This is a genomic window from Variovorax sp. UMC13, assembly GCF_014170375.1.
Classification (GTDB): Bacteria; Pseudomonadota; Gammaproteobacteria; order Burkholderiales; family Burkholderiaceae_C; genus Variovorax.
The window spans coordinates 118,275-136,349 of the sequence record NZ_LZZW01000025.1 but is presented as its reverse complement, the minus strand read 5'-3'; the positions used below and the strand labels follow the sequence as shown (position 1 = coordinate 136,349).

Sequence of the window (18,075 nt, the reverse complement as noted above, 5' to 3'; positions counted from 1 at the left end):
CGGGTGGCGGCTAGACGATGCTGTCGACCACGCCGCCATCGACGCGCAGCGCGGCGCCGGTCGTGGCCGAGGCCTGTGCCGAACTGACGTAGAGGATCATGTGCGCCACCTCCTCCACGCGCGCGGCGCGCTGGATGATCGAGGAGCCGCGGTGCGTGTTGACGAAGTCGGCCGCCACCTTCTCCAGGCTGTCGCCGCTGCGTTCGACCTCCGCCTTGAGCATGTCGGCCACGCCCTCGGAGAGCGTCGGCCCGGGCAGCACCGCGTTGACCGTCACGCCGGTGCCGGCCAGTCGCTTGGCCAGTCCGCGCGATACGGCGAGCTGGCCGGTCTTGGTGAAGCCGTAGTGGATCATGTCGCCGGGGATGTTGAGCGCCGATTCCGAAGAGACAAAGACGATCCGGCCCCAGCCGCGTTCGACCATCGACGACGCATAGGCCCTGGCCAGGCGCACGCCGGACATGACGTTGGTCTCGAAGAAGCGCTGCCACTCGCGTCGGGCGTGTCGAAGAAGTCCTGGGGGCCGAAGATGCCCAGGTTGTTGACCACGATGTCGAAGTCGGGATGCGCGGCCACCAACTCGGCGCAGGCGGCCGCGGCGCCGAGGTCGCCCGCGAAGCCGGCGACACGCGCCGAGGTGGCGCCCAGTCGCGCGACCGCGCCGGCCACGCTCTTCTCGCTGCGGCCGTTGACGACCACGCTGGCTCCCGCGGCCAGGAAGCCCTGTGCGGCGGCGAAGCCGATGCCGCCTGTGGAACCGGTGATCAGGACCCGTCGTCCGGTGAAATCGATGTGCATGTGTTGCCCTTGTGTGTGTGGATGGGGCAACTGTCGAATATTTTTGATCGGACGATAATCCATCGATCAATGAGATGACCTTTCGAGTTTCTCGAAAAACATGGAGGCAAACCCAGGCGGGAAAGAATGGACACGTTGGATGCACTGCGCCTGTTCGTGGGCATCGCGGAAACCGGCAACCTGACGGCGGCGGCCCGCCAGCAGTCGGTCGCGCCCTCCACCGTAACGCTGGCGCTCCAGCAATTGGAGGCGCAGGCGGCCACCCGGCTGATCACGCGATCGACGCGCCGCCTGACCTTCACCCACGAGGGCGAGCTCTTCCTGGCCCGTGCCAGGCGCCTGCTCGCGGATTGGGACGATGCGATCGAGGGCATCGGCCAGCACGGGCCGCTCAAGGGCCCCATCCGCATGACCGCCACCAACGATTTCGGCCGCCAGCAACTGGTGCCGCTGATCGACCGCTTCATGGCGGCCCATCCGGCGATCCAGGTCTCGCTGCACCTGGGCGATGGCGTGGTCGACCTGATCGAGAACAACCTGGACCTCGCCCTGCGCAGCGGCCCGCTGGCCGACTCGACGCTCCGGGCGAGGCTACTGCGGCGCAGCCAGCGCGTCGTCTGTGCCGCGCCCGCCTATTGGCAAACGCACGGCAAGCCCGCGCACCCCGATGAGCTGGCGCGGCACAACTGCCTGGTCCTGCACCGGCCAGGCGTCCCGTTTTCGAGCTGGCCTTTCACGATCGACGGCAAGGCGGCCGCGGTGCGGGTGAGCGGCGATCGCGTGGCCAACGACGGCGGCGTGCTGCGGCACTGGGCCGTGCAGGGCTACGGCGTGATGATCAAGAACGGCTGGGAGGTCCGTCGCGAGCTCGACAACGGCACCCTGGAGACCGCGCTGGAGGACTTCGCCTCCCCTGCGGTCGACTTCTACGCCGTCACCGCGGGCGGCGCCTCCAGCCACCGCGTCGCTGCCCTGATCGACTTCCTCGCCGAGGCACTGCGTTCGGAGCTTCCGGAACAGGCGCCACGTGCGCCCGTCGATCAGGCCTTGCGGTAGCGCGGTGCCGGCACCCCGACCTGCGTCGCGGCGAACAGCGCGGAGCGCGCCGCGTCGTAGGTGCTCCACAGGTTTTCGTCGGCCACCGAAGGCCAGGTGATCGCTTCACCGCTGTCGAAGCCGGCCAGCGCCGCATCGACGAGGTTTTCCGCGCTCATCACAGCCTTCTGATCAAGGGCGGAGAGCGGGATGCCGGAGATGCCTTCGGACCAGATCTCGGTCGCGGTCGATGCCGGCAGGACCACCTGGACCTTCACGCCGGTATTCGCCAGCTCGGCCTGGAGGCCCCGGGTGAAGGCCAGCACGTAGGCCTTGCTGCCGCTGTACACCGCGCTGATCGGGAGCGAATGAACCGCCAGCACCGACGCGATGTTGATGATCGCGCCCTCGTTGCGCGCGACGAATCCCGGCAGCACGGCCTGGGTGAGCCGGGTCAGCGCCGTGATGTTCAGCGAGACCTGCGACAGCGAATCGCCCGCCGACGATTGCGCCAGCGGCCGCAAGCGGGCCAGGCCTGCGTTGTTGACCAGCACGCTCACGCTGGCATCGCTGGCGAGCACGCTTTCGACCCGGGCGACGTCGGCATCGTTCTCGAGGTCGGCGGCCAGCACCTGGACCCGGGTGCCGTAGGCCGTCGACAGCTTGTCCGACAACGCGGCCAGGCGGTCGGCGCGGCGCGCGACCAGGATCAGGTCATGGCCGCGCGCGGCCAATCGATCGGCGTAGACCGCGCCGATGCCAGAGGATGCACCGGTGACGACGGCAGTTTTCTTGGAACTGGACATGAGATTTTCCATGGTAAAAATTGAGCCCTCAATCAAATTGATTGAGGGCTCAAATGTAAGGCGATTCGGCAAGCACTTGTCAATGGTGCTGTACTCAACCATCCTCGAGTCATGGGAAAAAACATGAGCAAGCCCGCGGGCGCGGGCAAGGTGCGCAAGGCGCAAGCTGAAGCGGTCAACCTGCTGGAGGTCCTGGCGTGTACCAACACGGCGCTCCGGCGGGCGGCCCGCCGGCTCGGCAACCTCTACGACGAGGCCCTGGCGCCGCTGGGCCTCAAGGCCACGCAGTTGGGTCTGCTGGCGGACATCGAGCGGCTGACGGTCGCTGCCGAGGGACAGCAGGCGCCGGCGCTGCAGGATCTCGCCGCCAAGCTCGCGATCCAGATCTCCGCCTTGACGCATGCGCTCAGGCCGCTGGTTCGGGATGGCCTGGTCGGGCTGCAGACTGACCCGCAGGACCGGCGGACCAAGCGGGCCGTCCTCACGCCGGCTGGCGCCGCGCTGTTGCACGAAGCGGTCGCGTATTGGGACAAGGCCAACCAGCGCGTGGAGGACGTGCTCGGCAGCGAGGCGGCGGGCACGCTGCGGGCGCTGGCCGATCAGGTGGCTTCCGATGAATTCCTGGCTGCGTTCAATGACGGCCAGACCGGAACGACGAAGGGCTCGTAGTTCCGGATCTGCCGGGCCGTGCCAGCTTCAGTGCACGGATTCAACCGAACGGGAGTTCCCTCCTACTCGATAGTTTCTGAAAGCCGGAAACCCGCATGAATGCTTGCTGTGCGGGGTCGGGACCTCGTACTTGCCGTCACTTCTACCGCCAGAAAACTGGGGCATTAATGGCGCGGGAGATGGACTTGCTTTGCGGGATAGCTACTCCTGCGCATCAATCGTCAACGATCGCAGCGGGCTGTAACAGCGGTGCTCACCTCTCACACCAATGCAAGACACCCATGGCTTGATAAGTGTCAGAAACTACTTCATACTTCTAACACTCAAACAGTGGCCGTCATGCAGACCCTCGCCAAACAAGTCTTAGAGCACGCCGCCGGGTTGCCGGAAGGCACGCCCTTGGTCGCAAAGGAGCTGCTGCACTTGGGGAACCGAGCCGCCGTGGACCAGGTTCTGTCTCGGCTTGTGCAGAGGGGCTCCCTGCTGCGCGCGGGCCGCGGCATCTATGTCCTGCCGGTCGAGAGCCGCTTCGGTTCCCGTGCACCCTCGACCGTCAAGATGGTCGAGGGGCTGGCCAGTCAGCGTGGAGAAACCATCGTGTTGCATGGCGCGTCCGCCGCCAACGCGCTCGGCCTCACCACCCAGGTACCTATGCGAGCCGTCTACCTGACGTCAGGCCCGAGCCGTCGCTTGAAGCTTGGGGCGCAGACCGTGGAATTGCGGCATGCGCCTGTATGGCAATTGATCTTTCCTGGCCGCGCCTCCGGCGACGTGGTGCGGGCGCTGGCCTGGTTGGGGCCTGAAAAGGCCGGCGCTGCGCTGCGGGCACTGCGCGCCAAACTGCCGCCGGCCGAGATGAAGGAAGTGGCGTCGGCACGTGCGCGCCTGCCGACCTGGATGGCGCAGGAAGTGAGCGCGCTGGTGTCGCATGGCTGAGTTCTTCGAGCTCTCTGCCGACGAACGCCTGGAGGTCCTTGTCCAGGCCGCCGATGCGTCTGGGCGCCCTCCCCACCTGCTGGAAAAGGACGTTTGGGTGGTCTGGTCCCTGCGGCACCTCTTCGCCGCGCCCTATGCGCCGCATCTTGTCTTCAAGGGTGGCACCTCCCTGTCGAAGGCCTATGGCGTCATCCAGCGGTTCTCGGAGGACGTGGATCTCACCTACGACATCCGCGCCATCGCCGCTGATCTGATCGGTGATGCGGGTGTGCCGCTCCCGGCCAGCAAGAGCCAGGAAAAGAAGTGGAGCAAGGAGATCCGCGCCCGTTTGGCTGACTGGGTGGCCACCGATGTCGTTCCGCTGCTCCAGCAAGACCTTGGACAGCACGGCCTGCCCGCTACGGTCCGAGCCGAAGACGACAAGGTGTTCATCGACTACACGCCCTTGGCCTCGGGAACGGGTTATGTCGCGTCGGCAGTCATGCTCGAATTTGGCGCGCGATCCACCGGCGAGCCCAGTGAACTGCGCTCCGTTCACTGCGATGCAGCCGCACACCTGCAGGGCGTCAAGTTTCCCGAAGCGACGTCAAGGGTGATGCGTGCCGAGCGGACTTTCTGGGAAAAAGCTACCGCGATTCACGTCTTCTGCACGCAAGGTGCCTTTCGAGGCGGGGATAGATTCGCTCGCCATTGGCACGACGTAACGCGGCTGGATGCCGCCGGCTTCGCCGACTCGGCGATTGCGGACGCGGCGCTGGCGAACGCGGTGGCCGATCACAAGAGCATCTTCTTTGCGGAGAAGAACCTGGATGGTGGACTGATCGACTACCACGCCGCAGTCGCAGGCGGGCTCAGCCTCATTCCCGACGACGGTGCCCTGGCCAAGTTGGCCACCGACTACCAGCACATGATCGATGATGGCCTGTTCCTCGACGAGGTCGAGCCCTTTGAAGTACTGATGGATCGATGCGGCACCATTGAACGCAAAGCGAATACGACAAGCCTGGCTTGACGCACTGCGCCTCACCACGGCCGGGCGTCACCAATCGCTGAAATCCATCTGGCGGCTTTGCAATGGCCATCTGCCCAATACGACATGTGTGCCGCGGCCTACGAGGCTGTCTATCAATACCAGCTCGTCGACTCGCCAGCGAATCGGCGCGATCGGTTCGCGGGGCACCTGTTCATCGCAATAGAGCAAGCTCACATGAGGGTTGAAACGCTTGCGAATGGGGTGGCCGATCCCCGAAGCTTTCATCGCCGATGCCAGGGCGCGTTGAAACTGGCGCAGCTCCTTCAGTTCTGCAGCACCGGTCAGCGCCAGGCCACCCATGCCCGCGCCTCCCAAGCTGCCGATACGGTCGAAGCCGACACCAAACGGCGCCATCTCGATCCTGCCACCCACCTCCTTCGCCAAGCGCAGCAGTTCGTGCGGTACATCCTCATAGTCGCCCAACAAGTAGAGCGTGGCGTGCAAACGCCCCGGCGGAACACGACCACCGGACAAGGCGTGTGCATCCATTTGTCGTTGCGTTGCATCGACCGCCATCGACCTGGCTTCGGCGTCAGGCCGAATCGCAAAGAAAAACCTGTGTAAGTTTTTCATCGCGACAGGCGTAGCCAGTGCTTTCGCCCCTCACTCCCACTCGATCATCAATAGGTCTCGCTAACCCGCATGGTTAATGGGATCTGGCGGGGTCGAACGAGCTATGTACCGTCGCTTTTACCGTCAATCAGCCCTTCGCGATGAAGCGCTTCGCAACGGCACGCTACAGTACTTCTGAGCCCTCTCCAGCATACAGCCCTTGGCAAAAATTCATTCTTTCAGCGACCTCGGGCTTCCCCCTCGAACTCAGCAACACAAGGACTTGTGCGGTCACACGAAGCGCAGAAAACTCTGGAGTGCCACGCGCACGTCGTTGACCGCGACAATCGCGTCTCTCTGGCGCAGCCCTGCCCGCTAGCCCCCCCTGAGACGCCTTGCACGTAGAGGTCAGGCCTCTTGAAGGTCGATGCCCAGCGCGCCCTTGCGTTCGGCGAGATCGAGTCCGAAGCGAGTCTCGTGCACATCGGAATGCCCAACGGGTTTTCGCACGATGTCTGCATCGCCGCGTGCGCACCACAGCGGGCGACTGTCGCGCAGCAGCCGCCACGAAGTCGATGCTCTGCGAAGCGGACAGCGCGCGATCCTGGCAAGAACGCGTTCGAGATGCCACATTCGTTGTGGCGGCCAGCGCAAAGGCACTTGCAGCGGCGACGACCAACCTTCGCAAAAGTGTGGGTGCCTTCATTCAGCGCACCAGCAGCACCGGCACGGTGCACGCGGCCAGCACTTTGGTGGCGACGGACCCGAGCACGAGGCCTGCCAGGGCGCCGTGGCCTCGCGATCCCATGACCAGCAGATCGAAGCCGCCCTTTTCAGCAAATGCCGCGATCTCCACCCCAGGACGGCCGATGCGGTGTTCGAAGCGCGCCTGGATGTCATGCTTGGCCAGCAAGTTGCGTACCGGGTCAAGCACCATGCGTGCATCGTCCTCGTAATAGCCGTGCACCACGGCGGGCTCCGCGAAGGCTGCGGCGCGGTGCGGCAATGGCTCTACCGAATGGAAGACCGTGATCGCTTGGCCCGTATTGACCCACTCCTTGTGGGCGAGCAGGCACGCCAGCATGCGCTTCGTGTAGTCGCTGCCATCGACGGCAAGCAGAATCTTCATGTTGATTCCTTCGTCAGGATTGCACCCCCGGCGCACCAATCGATGATCGTCGAACGACCGCAGGTCGCCTTGCGCCACATCAATGCTTCGAAGCACCTTGATGCCTACATTGATGACACACAACGCAGCAAAGCCAAGAGGCAGTCATGAACAATGTCCTGGTCATCGTCTATTCCTACACCGGCACCTCGCGCCGGGTTGCACAAGTGCTGTGCAGCCAGCAGGGCTGGCCCCTGGCCGAGATCACCGATGCGCGCCGGCGCAGCGGCGCCATGGGCAGCTGGCGCTGCGTGCTCGACTCGCTGTTGCAGCGCCAGCCGGCCATCCGCTACGACGGCCCGCCGCCCAGCGACTTCGATGCGGTGGTGCTCGTCTCGCCGATCTGGATGATGCGCCTGGCCGGGCCCATGCGCAGCTTTGTCGCACGCCAGCGCGATCGTCTTCCCGACGTTGCGGTGCTCTCGGTCATGGGTGGGCAAGGAGCGCCCAATGCGGCCGCGGAGATCGGCAAACGCCTGGCGCGCGCGCCCATCCTGAGCGCCGCGGTGACCCAGCGCGAGGCCGACGACGGCAGTTGCGCTGCCCGCCTGCAGGCCTTCGGCAACGCGGTGCGCGAAGCGGAGGACTCGCATGCCGTGGTGCGTCCCGTCACGCTGTCGCCGCAGTCGACCTGACGCCGGAGACGGCTCGACGTGAATACCCCCGGGCTCCTCCACATCGCGCGCCTTGCTTGTGCGCTCGCCGCCAGCGCGTGGCTGCTCGGCGCTTGCGCCGCGGCAGCGCCCGCGCCCGGGGTCGCCACCGCCATCGCGCCCGCGCCTGCCGGGTTCTCGTCCCTGGTCGCCGGCCGCAGCACCTCGGTGGTCGACATCAGCACGCTGCGCATCGGACGCGACGAAAGCGACGGGGAGATCGAACTCGAGATCATCCCCGAGCACGACTTCGCCGACCGGCTGGCCTGGCCGCTCGCGGCCAGCGCGCGGATCAGCCAGATCCGCGACCTCGCCTCGGGCGTGATCATCGACAGCGACGGCCTGATCCTCACCAGCGCCCACGTGATCACGAACATCGACGAGGCCCAGGTCCAGCTGGACGACGGACGCCGCTTCCGCGCGCACGTGGTCGGCGTGGACCGCCGTACCGACGTCGGCCTCCTGAAGATCGAGGCCACCGCATTGCCGGTGGCCGTGATCGGCGACTCCGCGGCGCTCGGCCCTGGCGACTGGGTCGCGGCGATCAGCTCGCCCTTCGGCTTCCACGGCAGCGTGACGGCCGGCGTCGTGAGCGCGGTCGGACGTGTGATGGGCGGCGCCGGAGAAATCCCTTTCATCCAGACCGATGTCGCCATCAACCCCGGCAGCTCGGGCAGCCCGCTCTTCAACAGCCGCGGCGAGATGGTGGGCATCAACTCGATGATCTACAGCGGCAGCGGCGGCTACATGGGCCTGTCGTTCGCCGTGCCGATCAACCTGGCGATGCGCATCGCCGGGCAGCTGCGCGAACACGGCGCCGTGCGCCGGGCCTGGCTGGGCGCGCAGTTCCAGGAAGTGACCCCGGCGCTGGCGCAGTCCTTCGGGCTGCCGTCGTCCGCCGGCGCACTGGTCGTGCGGGTCGAGGCCGGCAGCCCCGCACTGGCCGCGGGCCTTGCGCAGGGCGATGCGGTGCTGGCGCTGGACGGCAAGCCGCTGGCGCACTTCACCGACCTTCCGCAGGAGGTTGCGCAGCGCGAGCCGGGCAGCCGCATGCAACTGGAGGTGTGGCGCAGCGGCGCCCACCGCCTGCTGCAGGTCTCGCTGCGTGCGCAACCCGCGTCGCCCGAGAGCAGCTTCGCCGCCGCGGCGCCCGAATGGAGCGACGGGCTGGGCTTGAGCCTCGGCGACCTCTCGCCTGCGCAGCGCCTGCAGCTCGGCCTGGACAGCGGGCTGATCGTGCGCGAGGCCGCCGGTCTCGCGCGCAGCGAGGGCATCCGCGCGGGCGATGTCGTCGTGGCGCTGAATACGTCCAAGCTCTATCGCCTGGACGATTTCAGCCAAGGCCTGGCGGAGGTGCCGCCCGGGAAGACGGTCGCCCTGCTGGTGATGCGCGACCGCCGGTTGGCCTATGTGGCGGTTCGCGTTCCCGTCACCCGCCGCAGCCGCTCCTGAGTGCCGGCCAATTCCTCCCGCCGCCGTGGCCATTTCATCGCAAGGACATTCACCATGCAATCCCTGGACACCACCGACCGCCACGCACTGCAGCGGCAACTCGAGACGATGAAGCAGCAGGTGCTCGACGAGCTCCGTGCCTCGGCGCCTTCGGCCCAGGCCGCGCTGGCCGAAGGCGATCACGACGTGAAGACCCATGCCGACGAGGCCGAGGCCGAACGCGCCAGCGACGTGCAGATGGCCGAAGCCGAGGTCGATCGTGCGCGGCTCGACGAGATCGAGCACGCGCTCGCGCGCCTGGCGAGCGGCCACTACGGCATCTGCGAAGACTGTGGCGGCGAGATTCCTCGCGCACGGCTCCTGGCCCAGCCGGCCGCGATCCGCTGCACGGCTTGCCAGGCGGCGCTGGAAGCGCGCGGCGGGCGTTGACAAGTGAACGAGTCCAGCGAACTCGATCGATCCCTCCACGCGGCCTGGGGCCGGTTGGGCGGTGCCGTGTCGCCTGTGGCGTTGATGCTGGCCTGCTCCGACTGGGCGCTGCATTTCGCCCCCCAGCCCGGACACGCGGCCGAGGTCGCCCTGCGCAACGCCGCTCCGGGCGCCGAGCCGCTGGCGCACGATCCGCGGCTCGCGGTGCCCGACTGGGCGGCATGGCCATTCAGCCTGTACCGCGACGCCTTCGAGACCGCTGGGCGAAGGCTGCTGGACCTCGTTCACGGCGTGCGCGGCGTCGACCGGCACCACGAGCAGTTGGTGGCCTTCGCGGTGCGCCAGTGGCCTCGCCCGCCAACGCCATCGCGACCATCCGCAGGTGCTGCAACGAACCGCTGCCACCGGCGGCGCCAACCTGCTCGCTGGCGCGGCGCACTGGGCGGAAGATCTCGGGCGCCAGACCCTCGGACTGTCGCCCGCGGGTGCCGAGGCATTCAGGCCCGGGCATGAAGTTGCAGTCACGCCCGGCAAGGTCATCCTGCGCAACGAACTCATCGAGCTCATCCAGTACGCGCCAGCGACGCCGACGGTACATGCCGAGCCGGTGCTCGTCGTGAGCGCGTGGATCATGAAGTACTACGTGCTCGACCTGTCGCCCCACAATTCGCTGGTGCGCTACTTGATCGAGCGCGGGCACACGGTGTTCGCGATCTCGTGGAAGAATCCCGGCGCCGCCGATGCGCAACTCGGCATGGCCGACTACCTGCGCCTGGGCATCCGCGCGAGCCTCGATGCCATCGACGCGGTGCTGCCGCGGCGCCGCGTGCACGCCGTGGGCTATTGCCTGGGCGGCACGCTGATGGCCATCGCCGCGGCGGCGATGGCGCGCGACTGTGACGGCCGCCTCGCCTCGCTTGCGCTGCTGGCCGCACAGACCGATTTCACCGAGCCCGGGGAGATCGGCCTGTTCATCGACGAGAGCCAGCTCGCCTTCCTGGAAGACATCATGTCGCGCCAGGGCTACCTGGATTCGGCGCAAATGGCAGTCGCGTTCCAGGCGCTGCGTCCCGGCGATCTCGTCTGGGGCCCCATGGTGCGCAACTACCTGATGGGCGAACGCGTTCCCATGAGCGACCTGATGGCCTGGAACGCCGACGGCACGCGCATGCCCTACCGCATGCATGCGGACTACCTGCGCCAGCTGTTCCTGGACAACGCGTTGGCAGAGGGCCGCTATCTCGTGGACGGGCGACCGGTGTCGCTCAACGATATCGATGTGCCGGTGTTCCTGCTCGGCACGCGCACCGACCACGTGGCGCCATGGCGGTCGGTCTACAAGTTCAGCCTGCTGTGCGACACCGACCTGACCTTCGTGCTGACCGAAGGAGGCCACAACGCGGGCATCCTGAGCGAGCCGGGGCACGCGCACCGCAGCCACCGGATGCTGCGACGGCCAGCGAACGGTGCCTTCATCGCTCCGGATGAATTCCTGGACATGTCGAGCCGAATCGAGGGATCGTGGTGGCCAGGCTTCCAGCAGTGGCTGCTCGGACACTCGGGGCCGAGACGGCGTCCGCCGGCGCTGGGTGCGGTCCGGCGCGGACTGCCGCCGCTTTGCGACGCGCCGGGCAGCTACGTGGCGGGGCGTTGAGCTGTCAATCCGCGGCACACCGGCCGCAGGATCAAAGGGCCGGCCCCAATCCGATGGGCGCGGGAACGACGTTCACGATGCGCGTGAAGAGCGCGGCGTATTCGAAGTCCGCCACGTGCCCGGTCAGCGGGTCGCGGTTCTGCGCGAAGGCCTGGTCCAGGTCGTGCCAATCGTCCTCGGTCAGCACGCGCTCGGCCAGCGGGAGGATCTCGCGCTCCTCGAGCGCCATGTGGCCCAGATAGAAGTTAACGTATTCGCCGACCGTTCGCTCGAACGCTTCGCGACGCGATTCGCCGAGCATCTCGAACGCAAGCAGCGTGTGCTCGACCTCGCGGATCCTACGCTCGCCGCGCGCATGATCCCCGTCAAGCTTGTCCAGTAGGTCGCGCGACATTGGCGTGCGGGCGCGCAGCTTGGGAAACAGCAGTTCGGTCTCCTTGCGGTGATGGCGCTTCTCGGGGAACTCGTCCACGTAGAACAGCATGGCGCGCAGCGTCGCGAAATCGGGCAAGGTATTCTGCTTGCGATGCTGCTCGAGCAACCGGACGATGGATCGGAGCATGGCCGACAGCGCGGCGTGCTCCTGGCGAATGGTGCGAACGGTGGAATGGGTCATGGGCTCTTCCTCTGCAAGCCTCAAGGGTCGCGCTTTCGCCGTGCGCGGGCTTGCGCCAGATCAACCCCGGGCCCATGCAGATCCGGATACTGGAGCGATCCAATCCACACACCGGAGTCGTGCCATGTACCAGCGAATTCTTGTTCCCATCGACGGCAGTTCCACGTCCAGCCGTGGCCTGACCGAAGCCATCCAGATCGCAAGGCTCACGGGCGGGCGCCTGCGTCTGGTGCATGTGATCGACGAGCTGTCGTTCGCACTCGCCATGGACGCCTATGCGGGCTACGCCGGAACGTGGCTCGAAGAGTTGCGCACCAACGCCACGAAGCTGCTCCAGGCTGCGCAGGCCAGGGCGGCCGAGGAGAACGTGGAGGCCGACACCGTGCTGATCGACCGCTTCAAGGGCGCCGTGCACGACCAGGTCATCGCGGAGGCCGAATCCTGCAAAGCCGATCTGATCGTGATCGGCACGCACGGCCGCCGCGGCATCGGCCGCTGGGTGATGGGCAGCAGTGCGGAACACATCCTGCGCATGTCGCCCGTGCCGGTGCTGCTGGTCCGCGCGCCCGAAGTCGCCAAGACCGAGCACGAGCGTTTCACGCTGCCCGCCGGCGTGCTCGCCAGCGCTTGAGACGTCACGCGCCCGGTGCCGAGGCGCGCCAGCGCGCCGCGATCCGGGCGATGTCCACCGGGTCCTGCGTGGAGACCTCGATGGCCAGGCGGCGCTCGTCGGGCACCAGCGGATCGTGGCTTTGCAGCTGGCGCTCCAGCACAGCCGGCCCGGCCTCCGAGGCATCGGCGCCTGCCGCAGCGCGCGCGGCCACGCGGCGCCGCAGCGTGGCCGTGTCGGCGTGGCAATCCAGGATGTTGAAAGGCACGCGCAACTCGGTGGCCAGCGCCTCGAAGCAGCGCCGCTCGGCGCTGCGCAGGAACGCCGCGTCCACGATCACCGGGTAGCCGGCCAGCAGCGCGTCGCGGGCGCAGGCGTGCAGCCGCTCGAACGTCCTGCGGGTCGCCTGTTCGCCGTAGATGTCGAGCCCGAGGCCGGCGGTGCGTGCCAGCGGGTCGAGACCGTACAGGCGCTTGCGCTCCACGTCCGAGCGCAGGCGCACTGCGCCGGCGGCGCACAGCAGTTGCGAGGCGACGCTGGATTTGCCGGAGCCGGAAAAGCCGTGCGTGATCAGCAGGCGCGCACCGCTTCCGGCTGGCTTCACCAATTGCGTTGCGCAGGCCAAGTAGTCGGGCAGCACCATGTCCGGCGGGCCTTTCGGCCCCAGGCCCGAAGCCAGGGCACGCACCAGCGCCCGGTATACCTCGTAGAAACGCCAAACCTGCAGGCCCGCATAGTCGCCACTGTACTGCAGCCATGCATTGAGGAAGCGGAATGCCAGGTCGGCGCGGCCGTAGGCCTTCAGGTCCATGGTCAGGAAGGCGACGTCGCTCACCACGTCGATCCAGCGCAGCGCGGGATCGAACTCGATGCAGTCGAAGGGCGTGAGCGTGCAGTCCACCAGCACTACGTTGGCCATATGCAGGTCGCCATGGCACTCGCGCACCGAGCCGCCCTGCTGACGATCGGTCCAGGCCATGCGCAGCGCCTGCACCTGCTCGCGCTTCCACGCGCCCAGCGTGACGAGGCGGCTATCGACGGCCTGCTGCTCCAATGCCGCCAGCACGTCCGTCGCAGCTCGTACGACCCGCTCCGGGCTTCCGAAGTCCGACGCCGGCGTCGCGCGCGGCGCGCTCCCGTGCAGGGCGGCGAGCCGCTGCGCGAAGTCGTCGAGCTGCGCCGGCTGGAGCCGGTCGTTCGCGAGCAGATCTACCAGCAGCGACGACGCCGGAAACCGCCGCATCCGCACCACGTGGTCGATCGCGGGGCCGTCCCCGCCGATCCGCGGTGCTTCGCGCGTGCCGCAGACCGGCGCCACGTCGATGTACAGCGTGGGGGCGTAGCGCCGGTTCAGGCGCAGCTCCTCGTCGCAGAAATGCTTGCGCGCCTCGACACTGCCGAAATCCACGAACGGCAGCCGCACCGGCTTCTTGAGCTTGAAGGCCTGCGTCCGCGTGAGCAGCACCCAGGAGATGTGCGTCTCGACCAGCGCCACCGGCTGCCCGGTCTGCTGCCGGAGCGTCTCGCGCAATGCGTCGATCAGGGTGGTTTCCATGTGTCTTGCCGCGTGTCGATTCAATGATGCCGGGAAATCGCAAGAGCGCGCCAGGCCGCCCAGCCTGCGGGCAGCACGACCCACAGCGCCCAGGGCGAGAAGGTACCGGGCAGTCCGAACAGGGTTCCCACGCCCGGCACCATCGTGAGCAGGCCCCAGACCACGCAGACCCCGATCAGCAGGATGTGGAACACCGTGTTGGGGTGCGCAAGCCGTGTACCGGCGCAACGGAACCAAAGGAGCAGCAGCAGGTTCCCCAGCACGATAGAGCCGAGGCTGGCCATCCGCAGTTCTTCTTGCGTGGCGCCCAGCGTGCGGCAGGCCCACTGCACCGCCACCACGCCGGCGAAGACCAGCGCACCCATCGCGAACGCGCGCGCCGCGGAAGCCAGCGAGAAGAGCGCATCGTCGCGACGGCGCGGCGGCACCGTCATGCTGTCGTCGGGCGCCGGCTCGGCCTCGAACACGAGCGAGCAGGCCGGGTCGATCAGGAGTTCGAGCAGCACCACATGCAGCGGCAGCAGCAGCACCGGGCCGCCCATCACCACCGGGATCAGCGCCACGCCGACGATCGGCACGTGCACCGCGAAGAGGTAGCCCAGCGCCTTGCGCAGGTTGGTGAAGATGCGCCGGCCTGCGCGCACCGCCTCTACGAGCGAGGCGAAGTTGTCGTCCAGCAGCACCAGCGAGGCGGCTTCGCGCGCGACGTCGGTGCCGCGCCGGCCCATCGCAACGCCAATGTCGGCGGCCTTGAGCGCGGGCGCGTCGTTCACGCCGTCGCCTGTCATCGCCACGATGTCGCCCTGCTGCTGGAGCGCCCGCACTATGCGTAGCTTCTGCGTGGGGTCGACCCGCGCGAACACCTGCACCTCGCGTACGCAGCGGCGCAGCGCGTCATCGTCCATCGCGGCCAGCTCGCTGCCGGTGAGCACCTTTGCCGGGCCGCCGTCGACCAGCCCGGCCTGCCGCGCAATCGAGCGGGCCGTGAGGGCCGCGTCGCCGGTAATCATGACCACGCGCACGCCCGCGCGCCGGCATTCCTCGACCGCGCGTGGCACCTCCTCGCGCAAAGGATCCATGAAGCCGAGCAGGCCCAGCGGCGCCAGGCGCAGCCCGTCGGGCAGCGCGGCGTCCTCGCCGGGCAGCCCGGCATGCCCTTCCGCCACCGCGAGCACGCGAAGGCCGACCGCGCTCCATCGGTCGGCGGTCTCGCGCAGCCGGTGCATGCATTCCGGCTCCGCCTCGCAGAGCGCGAGCACGGCCTCGGCGGCGCCCTTGACCGCGACCGTCCGCGCAGAGTCGCCCGCGGCCTGCCACCAGTGCACGACATAGGGTGCACCGTCGCGGATGCCGCGGCGCGGGCCGGGCGTCCACGACGGATCGACCTCGCCGAGCCCGGCGGCCTGGGCCGTGGTGCGCACCGCCTGGTCCATGGGTTCGACACCGCCCGTGCTGCTGGCGCGCAGCGCGCCCGACAGCAGGCGTTGAAAACCCGCGGCCGGCTCACGCATGTCCACCTTGCATTCGACCTCCCCGTCGTGCAGTACGGTCAGCGCCATGCGGTTGTGGGTCAGGGTTCCGGTCTTGTCGACGCACAGCACCGTGGTGGTGCCCAGCGCCTCGATGGCCTGCGGCTGGCGGGTCAGCACGTTCGACTTCGCGAGCCGCCAGCTGCCCAGCGCCAGCATCACGCTCCAGACGACGGCGAACTCCTCGGGGATCAGCGACATCGCCAGGGTCAGCCCGACGAGCAGCCCCTGCGTCCAGGAGCCTTCGCGCAGCGCGAACACCGTGGCCGCGACGATGCAGGTGAAGGCCGCGAGCCATGCGACCCGCCTCACCAGCCGGCGCAGTTCGTCCTGCAGCCGGCTGGCGCGGGGCGCGAGCTGTGCGATCGAATCGTTAATGGCGCCCAATGCGGTGTGGGCGCCGGTGCTGGTCACCTCGGCCACGCCGTCGCCGCGCACCACCAGGCTGCCGGCGAACAGCAGGCCGCTCTCACCCTCGCCTTCGACCCGCTTTCCCAGCGGCATCGATTCGCCGGTGCGCAGCGATTCGTCGACCTGCAACTCGACCGCTTCGATGAGCTGCGCATCGGCGGACAGCCGGTCGCCCTCATTGATTAGCACGCGGTCGCCGCGCACCAGCTCACGACTCGCGATGTGCAGGGCGCGCCCCGCGCGCACGACGGTGCAGCGCGGGCTGGAAAGATTCTTCAGCGCTTCGAGCACGCGCTCGGTGCGCTGCTCCTGGTAGATCGACAGCCCGCCCACCATCAGCACCGACAGCGTCAGCATTCCCGCATCGCCCAGGTTGCCGAGCAGCGCATACAGCGCGGCGGTCGCCAGCAGCAGCAGGAACATCGGCTGTGTCAGTGCGTTCCAGGCAATGCGAGGCAAGCCCTTGCGCGACACGGAAGGCAGCACGTTCGGGCCCTCGTTGCGAAGGCGCTGCGCGGCTTCGGCGTCGGTCAGGCCGGAGGGTGCGTGGTCGGGCACGGTGGGTCCTTGTTGGCCTGGGCCGAGCGTGCGGTCGGCGGACGCCTCAATGCGCCATCAACACGGGCACGGTCATTTGCGCGAGGATCTGTCGCGTCACGCCGCCCAGTACGCGCTCGCGCAGGCGCGAATGGCCATAGCCTCCCATCACGAGCAGGTCGGCGCCGAGGTCCGAGAGCCGCGACAGCAGTGCCTCCGCGAGGTCGATCTCCGTCACCAGCGACTCGGCGTGTGCTTGGACGCCGTGCCTCATCAGGTACTGCACCATGTCCGGCACGAGCAGCTGCCGTGCGGCGTCTGCGTCGCCCGGATGGCGCAGCGACACGAGCGTGACGCGCGCGGCACGCCGCAGCGCCGGCAACGCCGCCTGCAGGGCCACGGCGGCTTCGCGCGAGCCGTCCCAGGCCACCACGATGTTCTCCGGCATCGCCTCGAAAGCGCCTGCCGACGGCACGACCAGCACCGGCCGGCCCACCTCCATCAGCACCGGTTCGGGGAGTCCGCGCACGGTGGTGTCCAGGCCTTCGTCGGCGTCGCTCTGCCCGAGCACCAGCAGGTCGCTCGCACGACCGAAGCGCACCACGGCATCGGCCGTGGCACCGTCGACCAGCCGCACCTCGTACAACAGCGGTCCCGACCCGGTAATGCCTTGCCTGAACGCCCGCGCGATGGCTTCGGCGCGCTGGCGCAGGTAGTCGGCCGACTCCGCGATGTAGTCGGTCATGCCCGTCGGGATGGCATCGGCCGGGATCACGCCGTCGTACAGGCCCGTGGGCAGAAGTCCGATCAGGTGGCTCTCGTGCGCCCGTGACCAGCGCGCGGCTATCGCGGCGCGCACGCCGCTTCGCTGGGAGTGGTCCAGGTGAACGAGGATGGTCTTGAAGTTCATGGGCGCCCCTTCTGCTCCCGGTGGCTCAGCCGTCCAGCGGCACACCGCCGCCGAACCTGCAGATCCACTCGTCCATGAGCTCGCGCTGAACGGCGGCAGCCGAGCGCTGCCACACGCCCATCGCTTCCCACTGCTGGCCCTGTGCCAGCAATGCGCCTCTGACGGCGGCCATCTGCCAGGCCATCAGGAGTTGAAGGCAGCCTGCGCCGAAAGGCGCGGGCTGCGTCGGGGCTGTCGAAAAGTGGTCGTTGGGCATGGGGGTCCTTTCGGGAACAGGTCGTTTCGTCTTTCGCGCAGGGCTTTGCTAGCCGGCCTTCATGGGCGTGGCCATGCCCGCGTGCACGGAAACCCAACGTCGCGCAAGCGCCACCAGTTCGGCGCTGCTCATGCGGCCCGCCGTCTCCCAACCGACGATGCGCAGCGCCATCTCAGCGCGGTGCTTCTCCACGTAGTGGCGAAAGTCGGCCAGCGCGGTGTGCGAGCCAACGACCAGCACTTCGGCGATGCCCTTTGTCGCATCGCAGACCTCGCCGAAGAGCTCGTGCTCGCTGCGCACCTGGCTGCCGTGCTGGCGCGTGCAGTGGAGGTGCTCTCTCACCTGTTGCGCAACAACCTGGGCAGCGTCGAACTGAAGGAGCTGCGCGCTGTGGTGATCGATCCAGATGACGGCGTGGAAAAGCGACATGAAAATCTTTCGAGAGGAATGAATGAATCGGGAAACA

Annotated in this window: 19 protein-coding genes and 2 pseudogenes; 10 read left to right on the top strand and 11 right to left on the bottom strand. The window is 67.8% G+C overall.

Features of this window, described 5'->3' with window-relative positions:
* Positions 1-10: 10 nt before the first annotated feature.
* Positions 11-798: pseudogene (locus A9977_RS21450) on the bottom strand (SDR family NAD(P)-dependent oxidoreductase).
* Positions 799-924: 126 nt separating this feature from the next.
* On the opposite strand from A9977_RS21450, the gene A9977_RS21445 reads away from it, so the two are divergent.
* On the top strand, positions 925-1,854 hold the full coding sequence (locus tag A9977_RS21445; RefSeq protein WP_183026910.1) for a LysR family transcriptional regulator: 930 nt from the start codon (positions 925-927) through the stop codon (positions 1,852-1,854).
* On the opposite strand, the gene A9977_RS21440 is transcribed toward A9977_RS21445, so the two are convergent.
* On the bottom strand, positions 1,839-2,639 hold the full coding sequence (locus A9977_RS21440; RefSeq protein ID WP_183026985.1) for an SDR family oxidoreductase: 801 nt from the start codon (positions 2,637-2,639) through the stop codon (positions 1,839-1,841). The genes A9977_RS21445 and A9977_RS21440 overlap by 16 nt on opposite strands.
* A 123-nt stretch (positions 2,640-2,762) precedes the next feature.
* Here A9977_RS21440 and A9977_RS21435 point away from each other — a divergent pair, with 123 nt between their 5' ends.
* From A9977_RS21435 to A9977_RS21425, 3 genes are all read left to right on the top strand, one after another.
* Complete coding sequence (locus A9977_RS21435; protein WP_220811974.1) at positions 2,763-3,308, top strand: MarR family winged helix-turn-helix transcriptional regulator; 546 nt, start codon at positions 2,763-2,765, stop codon at positions 3,306-3,308.
* Between the two features lie 339 nt (positions 3,309-3,647).
* On the top strand, positions 3,648-4,244 hold the full coding sequence (locus A9977_RS21430) for a DUF6088 family protein (protein WP_183026908.1): 597 nt from the start codon (positions 3,648-3,650) through the stop codon (positions 4,242-4,244).
* Positions 4,237-5,256, top strand: a complete 1,020-nt coding sequence (locus A9977_RS21425; protein WP_183026907.1) for a nucleotidyl transferase AbiEii/AbiGii toxin family protein — start codon at positions 4,237-4,239, stop codon at positions 5,254-5,256. Before A9977_RS21430 ends, A9977_RS21425 begins: the two co-directional genes overlap by 8 nt.
* Before the next feature lie 27 nt (positions 5,257-5,283).
* Here A9977_RS21425 and A9977_RS21420 read toward each other — a convergent pair whose 3' ends face one another.
* The 3 genes from A9977_RS21420 to A9977_RS21410 all read right to left on the bottom strand — a co-directional run bounded on the left by A9977_RS21420 (position 5,284) and on the right by A9977_RS21410 (position 6,958).
* On the bottom strand, positions 5,284-5,850 hold the full coding sequence (locus A9977_RS21420) for a 2'-5' RNA ligase family protein (protein WP_183026906.1): 567 nt from the start codon (positions 5,848-5,850) through the stop codon (positions 5,284-5,286).
* Positions 5,851-6,237: 387 nt separating this feature from the next.
* On the bottom strand, positions 6,238-6,462 hold the full coding sequence (locus A9977_RS21415) for a hypothetical protein (RefSeq protein ID WP_183026905.1): 225 nt from the start codon (positions 6,460-6,462) through the stop codon (positions 6,238-6,240).
* A 73-nt stretch (positions 6,463-6,535) separates the two neighbouring features.
* Positions 6,536-6,958, bottom strand: a complete 423-nt coding sequence (locus A9977_RS21410) for a universal stress protein (protein ID WP_183026904.1) — start codon at positions 6,956-6,958, stop codon at positions 6,536-6,538.
* A 146-nt stretch (positions 6,959-7,104) separates the two neighbouring features.
* Here A9977_RS21410 and A9977_RS21405 point away from each other — a divergent pair, with 146 nt between their 5' ends.
* The 5 genes and pseudogenes from A9977_RS21405 to A9977_RS21390 all read left to right on the top strand — a co-directional run bounded on the left by A9977_RS21405 (position 7,105) and on the right by A9977_RS21390 (position 11,185).
* Positions 7,105-7,632, top strand: a complete 528-nt coding sequence (locus A9977_RS21405; protein WP_183026903.1) for a flavodoxin — start codon at positions 7,105-7,107, stop codon at positions 7,630-7,632.
* Between the two features lie 18 nt (positions 7,633-7,650).
* The gene (locus A9977_RS21400; protein ID WP_183026902.1) at positions 7,651-9,102 is read left to right on the top strand and encodes a trypsin-like peptidase domain-containing protein; all 1,452 of its coding nucleotides are present in this window, start codon (positions 7,651-7,653) and stop codon (positions 9,100-9,102) included.
* A gap of 54 nt (positions 9,103-9,156) precedes the next feature.
* Positions 9,157-9,531, top strand: a complete 375-nt coding sequence (locus A9977_RS21395; RefSeq protein ID WP_183026901.1) for a TraR/DksA family transcriptional regulator — start codon at positions 9,157-9,159, stop codon at positions 9,529-9,531.
* A 3-nt stretch (positions 9,532-9,534) separates the two neighbouring features.
* A pseudogene (locus tag A9977_RS34660) lies at positions 9,535-9,606 on the top strand (hypothetical protein); the annotation flags it as partial.
* Positions 9,607-9,913: 307 nt separating this feature from the next.
* Complete coding sequence (locus tag A9977_RS21390) at positions 9,914-11,185, top strand: alpha/beta fold hydrolase (protein ID WP_310936176.1); 1,272 nt, start codon at positions 9,914-9,916, stop codon at positions 11,183-11,185.
* A 31-nt stretch (positions 11,186-11,216) separates the two neighbouring features.
* Here A9977_RS21390 and A9977_RS21385 read toward each other — a convergent pair whose 3' ends face one another.
* Positions 11,217-11,801, bottom strand: a complete 585-nt coding sequence (locus A9977_RS21385; protein ID WP_183026900.1) for a hemerythrin domain-containing protein — start codon at positions 11,799-11,801, stop codon at positions 11,217-11,219.
* A 124-nt stretch (positions 11,802-11,925) separates the two neighbouring features.
* Here A9977_RS21385 and A9977_RS21380 point away from each other — a divergent pair, with 124 nt between their 5' ends.
* Complete coding sequence (locus A9977_RS21380) at positions 11,926-12,432, top strand: universal stress protein (RefSeq protein WP_183026899.1); 507 nt, start codon at positions 11,926-11,928, stop codon at positions 12,430-12,432.
* A 4-nt stretch (positions 12,433-12,436) separates the two neighbouring features.
* Here A9977_RS21380 and A9977_RS21375 read toward each other — a convergent pair whose 3' ends face one another.
* Genes A9977_RS21375 through A9977_RS21355 form a run of 5 tightly spaced genes read right to left on the bottom strand, consistent with a single transcriptional unit; the run spans position 12,437 to position 18,038 of the window.
* Positions 12,437-13,966 (bottom strand): bifunctional aminoglycoside phosphotransferase/ATP-binding protein, encoded by a 1,530-nt coding sequence (locus tag A9977_RS21375; RefSeq protein ID WP_183026898.1) that lies wholly within the window; start codon positions 13,964-13,966, stop codon positions 12,437-12,439.
* A 20-nt stretch (positions 13,967-13,986) separates the two neighbouring features.
* Positions 13,987-16,464, bottom strand: coding sequence for a cation-translocating P-type ATPase (locus tag A9977_RS21370; protein WP_183026897.1), 2,478 nt, complete (start codon positions 16,462-16,464; stop codon positions 13,987-13,989).
* A 46-nt stretch (positions 16,465-16,510) separates the two neighbouring features.
* Complete coding sequence (locus A9977_RS21365) at positions 16,511-17,353, bottom strand: universal stress protein (RefSeq protein WP_183026896.1); 843 nt, start codon at positions 17,351-17,353, stop codon at positions 16,511-16,513.
* A gap of 25 nt (positions 17,354-17,378) precedes the next feature.
* Positions 17,379-17,609 (bottom strand): hypothetical protein, encoded by a 231-nt coding sequence (locus tag A9977_RS21360; RefSeq protein WP_183026895.1) that lies wholly within the window; start codon positions 17,607-17,609, stop codon positions 17,379-17,381.
* 48 nt (positions 17,610-17,657) lie between these two features.
* The gene (locus A9977_RS21355) at positions 17,658-18,038 is read right to left on the bottom strand and encodes a hypothetical protein (RefSeq protein WP_183026894.1); all 381 of its coding nucleotides are present in this window, start codon (positions 18,036-18,038) and stop codon (positions 17,658-17,660) included.
* Positions 18,039-18,075 lie beyond the last annotated feature (37 nt).